Raw genomic sequence first — 204 nt, forward strand, 5'->3', positions numbered from 1 at the left:
GTCGGCGAAGTCGGTGGGGGCGAGGTGGCCCGGTGGGGCGACCACGACGCGGCCGCCGGTGAGGAGAGGGGTCCAGATTTCGAAGGTGGAGGCGTCGAAGGCGTAGGGGGAGTGCATCAGGACGCGGTCGTGGTTGCCGGTCTGCCAGTAGTGGTCGGCGGCGAGGTGGACGACGTTGTGGTGGGTGTTGGCGACGCCCTTGGG

1 protein-coding gene is annotated in these 204 nt (G+C 70.1%); it reads right to left on the reverse strand.

Translation table 11 applies throughout. The annotated features are described in order from the left end of the window. A partial coding sequence (locus KUM44_RS26885; RefSeq protein WP_217211884.1) for an AMP-binding protein occupies positions 1-204 on the reverse strand: 204 nt, incomplete at both ends.

The organism is Streptomyces sp. AC550_RSS872, from assembly GCF_019049285.1.
Lineage (GTDB): Bacteria > Actinomycetota > Actinomycetes > Streptomycetales > Streptomycetaceae > Streptomyces.